The 5,611-nt window shown below is 65.5% G+C and carries 3 rRNA genes; all 3 read right to left on the reverse strand.

From position 1 onward, the window contains the following. Positions 1–136 precede the first annotated feature (136 nt). The 3 genes from rrf to HGEM_RS09590 all read right to left on the reverse strand — a co-directional run bounded on the left by rrf (position 137) and on the right by HGEM_RS09590 (position 5,255). Positions 137–251, reverse strand: a 5S ribosomal RNA gene (gene rrf / locus HGEM_RS09580). Positions 252–390: 139 nt separating this feature from the next. Next, a 23S ribosomal RNA gene (locus tag HGEM_RS09585) occupies positions 391–3,360 on the reverse strand. 390 nt (positions 3,361–3,750) lie between these two features. Then, positions 3,751–5,255 (reverse strand): 16S ribosomal RNA (locus HGEM_RS09590). Together the 16S, 23S and 5S rRNA genes form the textbook arrangement of a ribosomal RNA operon. Between the last annotated feature and the right edge of the window lie 356 nt (positions 5,256–5,611).

Genomic DNA, 5,611 nt, shown 5'->3' on the forward strand with positions numbered 1-5,611 from the left:
GCCTCTGCCATGGCTACCTCCAAGATCTGTACTGCATCTAAACCGCAACCATTGTATAGGTATATACGAAAAAGGGCCTCCGGCATCAGCCGAAGGCCCTCATTCATGTTAAGCGAACGGCACGGTGCCGTCCACCGGTCAGCGGCGCCCTGCCCTCCCACGGTCTACACCGCAGTACTCTCGGCGCTCGGGGGCTTAGCTTCCGGGTTCGGAACGGGACCGGGCGTACCCCCCCTGCCATGGCCGCTGACCGGTGGGCGGCGCCCGCCGGCCCGGGGAACGTCCGCCCCCGCGTGCCCTCAGGGCCGCACAGCGCGACACGCGACCTCCCGGAACCCGTGGGGAGCGCCCGAGCGGCGGCGACCGCCGACCATCCCGGCGGGCCCGTCGAGCGGGTGAAGAGCTCGGGCGATTAGTACCGCTCGGCTGAGGCCGTCGCCGACCTTGCACCTGCGGCCTATCGAACCGGTGGTCTACCGGTGCCCTTACCGAAGGGAGACCCAATCTCTGGAACGGCTTCCCGCTTAGATGCCTTCAGCGGTTATCCGCGCCGCACGCGGCTACCCGGCCGTGCCGTTGGTCGACAACCGGTTCACCGGAGGTGCGTCCACCCCGGTCCTCTCGTACTAGGGGCAGCCTCCATCAAGTCTCCTGCGCCCACGGAGGATAGGGACCGAACTGTCTCACGACGTTCTGAACCCAGCTCGCGTACCGCTTTAAACGGCGAACAGCCGTACCCTTGGGACCTGCTCCAGCCCCAGGATGCGATGAGCCGACATCGAGGTGCCAAACCTTGCCGTCGATGTGGACTCTTGGGCAAGATCAGCCTGTTATCCCCGGAGTACCTTTTATCCGTTGAGCGACGGCCCTCCCACGTGGGGCCGCCGGATCACTAGAGCCTGCTTTCGCACCTGCTCGTCTTGTAGGACTCGCAGTCAAGCTGGCTTGCGCTCTTGCACTCTGTGAGGGCGGTTGCCGACCGCCCCGAGCCAACCTTCGCGCGCCTCCGTTACCCTTTAGGAGGCGACCGCCCCAGTCAAACTGCCCACCTGGCACGGTCCCCCCGCCGGATCGCGGCCGGGGGTTAGGACGCCGCACGGGAGGGGGCGGTATTCCAAGGTCGGCTCCACCGGGGCTGGCGCCCCGGCTTCGAAGCCTCCCGCCTATCCTCTACGCTCCCGAGCAGCGGCCAATGCCAAGCTGCAGTGAAGGTTCACGGGGTCTTTCCGTCCTTCCGCGGGTAGGTCGCATCTTCACGACCAGTGCAATTTCACCGGGTCCGTGGTCGAGACAGCGCCCAAGTCGTTGCGCCTTTCGTGCAGGTCGGAACTTACCCGACAAGGAATTTCGCTACCTTAGGACCGTTATAGTTACGGCCGCCGTTTACCGGGGCTTGGCTTCGGAGCTTCGCCTTGCGGCTGACCCCTCCGCGTGACCTTCCGGCACCGGGCAGGCGTCAGACCCTATACGTCGCCTTGCGGCTTCTGCAGAGTCCTGTGTTTTTGGTAAACAGTCGCTTGGGCCTCTTCACTGCGGCCGGCCTCGGCTCGGGGAGCGAGTCCCTCCACCTACGCGCCGGCACCCCTTCTCCCTAGGTTACGGGGCCATTGTGCCGAGTTCCTTGACCACGGTTGACCCGATCGCCTCGGTATGTTCTACCCACCCACCTGTGTCGGTTTGCGGTACGGGCGCGCACGCGCCTGCCTAGCGGTTTTTCTAGGGACCACGGGCTCACTCGCTTCGCTCAGTCGCTTCGTCCGGAGCCTAACCCTCGTGCCGGGGGGACTTCCCTCCCCGACGGGCCGCGCTCCATCACCGGGACGTCCAGAACCCGGCCGAGCCACCCCCATCCGTCGCCGCATCGGTCATAGCGCCGCGTGCGCGGTGCAGGAATGTCTGCCTGCTGCGCTTCGGCTACGCCTTCCGGCCTCGCCTTAGCCCCCGACTGACCCTGGGGGGATTAGCCTCGCCCAGGAAACCTCGGGTTCACGGCGGTGGAGTTACCCTCTCCACTCTCGCTACTCATGCCAGCATCCTCGCTCCCGCGCGGTCCACCGTCGGTCGCCCTCCGGCTTCGCCCCCCGCGGGACGCTCCCCTACCATACGTCAAACGTATCCGCCGCTTCGGCGCCGTGCTTAGCCCCGTGTATTGTCGGCGCATGTCCACTCGGCCAGTGAGCTGTTACGCACTCTTTGAAGGGGTGGCTGCTTCTAAGCCAACCTCCTGGCTGTCTGGGCGGACGCACATCCTTTGCCACTCGGCACGGACTTGGGGGCCTTGGCGGGCGGTCTGGGCTGTTTCCCTCTCGAGCACACAGCTTAGCCCACATGCTCTGACTGCCGGCCTCTGATCCGGCGGCATTCGGAGTTCGGTCGGGATCGGTAGGCGGCGAAGCCCCCTCACCCGTCCGGTGCTCTACCTCCGCCGGAGAACGGCCGACGCTAGCCCTAAAGCTATTTCGGGGAGAACGAGATATCTCCGGGTTTGATTGGCCTTTCACCCCTATCCCCAGGTCATCGGAGCACTTTTCAACGTACTGCCGTTCGGCCCTCCACGGGGTCTTACCCCCGCTTCAGCCTGCCCAGGGATAGCTCACCCGGCTTCGCGTCCAGCGCGCGCGACTCGACGCCCTGTTCGGACTCGACTTCTCTGCGGCTCGCTTCCTAGCTTAACCTCGCCGCGCGCGTCTGACTCGCTGGCTCATTCTACAAAAGGCACGCCGTCACACCAGAAGGTGCTCCGACTGCTCGTGGGCGCACGGTTTCAGGTGCTGTTTCACTCCCCTCCCGGGGTGCTTTTCACCTTTCCCTCACGGTACTCGTCCACTATCGGTCGCAGGGTAGTGTTCAGGCTTGGATGGTGGTCCACCCAGGTTCGGACCGGGTTTCACGTGCCCGGCCCTACTCAGGGACCGCCTCCGGGGAGTCGCTGCGGGTGGGCGTACGGGGCCCTAACCCTCTGCGGCCGGCCTTCCCATGCCGTTCCGCCGCCCGCGCGACTTCCCCGCCGGGAGCTGAGGCTCCCGGGCGGGCGGCCCTACAACCCCGGCGGCGCGAAGCCCTCAGGCCGCGTGCGCTCGCCGGTTTGGCCGTCGCCCCCTTTCGCTCGCCGCTACTCGGGGGATCTCGTGATTGATTTCTCCTCCTCGGGGTACTTAGATGTTTCAGTTCCCCCGGTTCCCTCCCGGAAGCCTATGTGTTCAGCTGCCGGGTGACCGCGCTTCCGCGGCCGGGTTCTCCCATTCGGGCACCCCCGGATCGAAGGCCGTGTGCGCCTCCCCGGGGACTATCGCGGCTTGCCGCGCCCTTCGTCGGCTCCCTGCGCCAAGGCATCCGCCGTGCGCCCGTGACATCTTCCCGCCGCTCGGCGGGGCCACGGTTCACTCATGTATGAATAGCCAAGATGTTAATGTCGGTAACCTCGTATCTCTGAATATACAAGTTCGCAGGTAATGAATACCTACGCGATCGTCGTCGCTACATGATGCTTCCCACGTTCATATCAATGTGGTTCGCAGCGCACCGAACATCGTTCGGTGCTAGGAGATCGCGCCGGAGCACGCCGTCAGGCATGTCTCCGCGCGCTATGCGGCTCTCAAGGTACGCGGGCGCGTGCCCCGGGGGCCGGACGCCGCGGGCTGCCGGCGGAGGGTCGGGACGGGATCGCCGGGCGGGAGCTCCCGCCCGCAGGGCATCCTCGGGGAACAAGTTCTAAATAGGTATTTCTTTCTAAGAGGCTATTCTCCCTAGAAAGGAGGTGATCCAGCCGCACGTTCCCGTACGGCTACCTTGTTACGACTTCACCCCCCTCGCCCTCCACACCTTCGACGCCTCCCTCACGAGGTTGGGCCGGCGGCTTCGGGTGCAGACGACTCGGGTGGTGTGACGGGCGGTGTGTACAAGGCCCGGGAACGCATTCACCGCGGCATGCTGATCCGCGATTACTAGCAACTCCGACTTCGCGGGGGCGGGTTGCAGCCCCCGGTCCGAACTGGGGCAGGCTTTCGGGATCCGCTCCCCCTCGCGGGGTGGCAACCCTCTGTACCTGCCATTGTAGCACGTGTGCAGCCCCGCGCATAAGGGGCATGATGACTTGACGTCGTCCCCGCCCTCCTCCGCCTTGGCGGCGGCGGTCCCGCGTGGGTTCCCGGCATCACCCGATGGCAACACGCGGCGGGGGTTGCGCTCGTTGCGGGACTTAACCCAACATCTCACGACACGAGCTGACGACAGCCATGCACCACCTGTGGCGGCTCCTCTCGGCCACGGCGTCTCCGCCGCTTCACCGCCATGTCAAGCGCGGGTAAGGTTCTTCGCGTTGCTTCGAATTAAGCCACATGCTCCGCTGCTTGTGCGGGCCCCCGTCAATTCCTTTGAGTTTTAGCCTTGCGGCCGTACTCCCCAGGCGGGACGCTTAATGCGTTGGCTGCGGCACGGAGACTCCAACGTCCCCACACCTAGCGTCCATCGTTTACGGCCGGGACTACCAGGGTATCTAATCCTGTTCGCTCCCCCGGCTCTCGCGCCTCAGCGTCGGTGCCGGCCCAGAGGGCCGCCTTCGCCACCGGTGTTCCGCCCGATATCTGCGCATTCCACCGCTACACCGGGCGTTCCACCCTCCCCTGCCGGACCCAAGCCGCGCGGTTCGGGGGGCGGCCCGGGGTTGAGCCCCGGGATTTGACCCCCCGCCTGCGCGGCCGCCTACGCGCGCTTTACGCCCAATGAATCCGGATAACGCTCGCCCCCTACGTATTACCGCGGCTGCTGGCACGTAGTTAGCCGGGGCTTCTTCTGCAGGTACCGTCAGTCTCGTCCCTGCTGAAAGCGGTTCACGACCCGAAGGCCTCCATCCCGCACGCGGCGTCGCTGCGTCAGGGTTCCCCCCATTGCGCAAGATTCCCCACTGCTGCCTCCCGTAGGAGTCTGGGCCGTGTCTCAGTCCCAATCTGGCCGGTCGGTCTCTCAACCCGGCTACCCGTAGTCGGCTTGGTAGGCCGTCACCCTACCAACTACCTGATGGGCCGCGACCCCATCCCGCGCCGCCGGAGCTATGCCCCTGGGGCCATGCGGTCCCCAGGGGGCCACCGGGTATCACCCGCGGTTTCCCGCGGCTGTCCCCGTGCGCAGGGCAGGTTGGTCACGTGTTACTCAGCCGTTCGCCGCTCGCTTCCTGCCGAAGCAGGGTGCCGCTCGACTTGCATGTGTTAGGCGCGCCGCCAGCGTTCATCCTGAGCCAGGATCGAACTCTCCGTCCAAATGATAGGACCCCGTGGGTCCCTGCTATCATGTGATTGGGCGGGAGCCCGCCCGGCCGGCATGACGCCGATCGGATCCATTCTCTCTGGGCGCGACGTCCTGGGAAAGGACGGGGACACTGATGTGTCCCTGTACTATGATCAGTGCATCGCTCTATAAATTGAGAAGATGGTTCTCGAAGATTCCGTCTGTCTTCCTCCGCCGGAGAGTCGGGGTCTCCCCCGCTCCCCGCGGTATCCGGTTCCCAAGGTACGCTGCCTGCGGGCGCTCCGGCCCGCGCGGCAAGGAGATATAATGCCAGCCTCCCGGCCCCCGCGCAAGGGGGAATCGGGGGTTCACATTTCCTACATAATTT

It is taken from the genome of Enorma massiliensis phI, from assembly GCF_000311845.1.
Lineage (GTDB): Bacteria > Actinomycetota > Coriobacteriia > Coriobacteriales > Coriobacteriaceae > Enorma > Enorma massiliensis.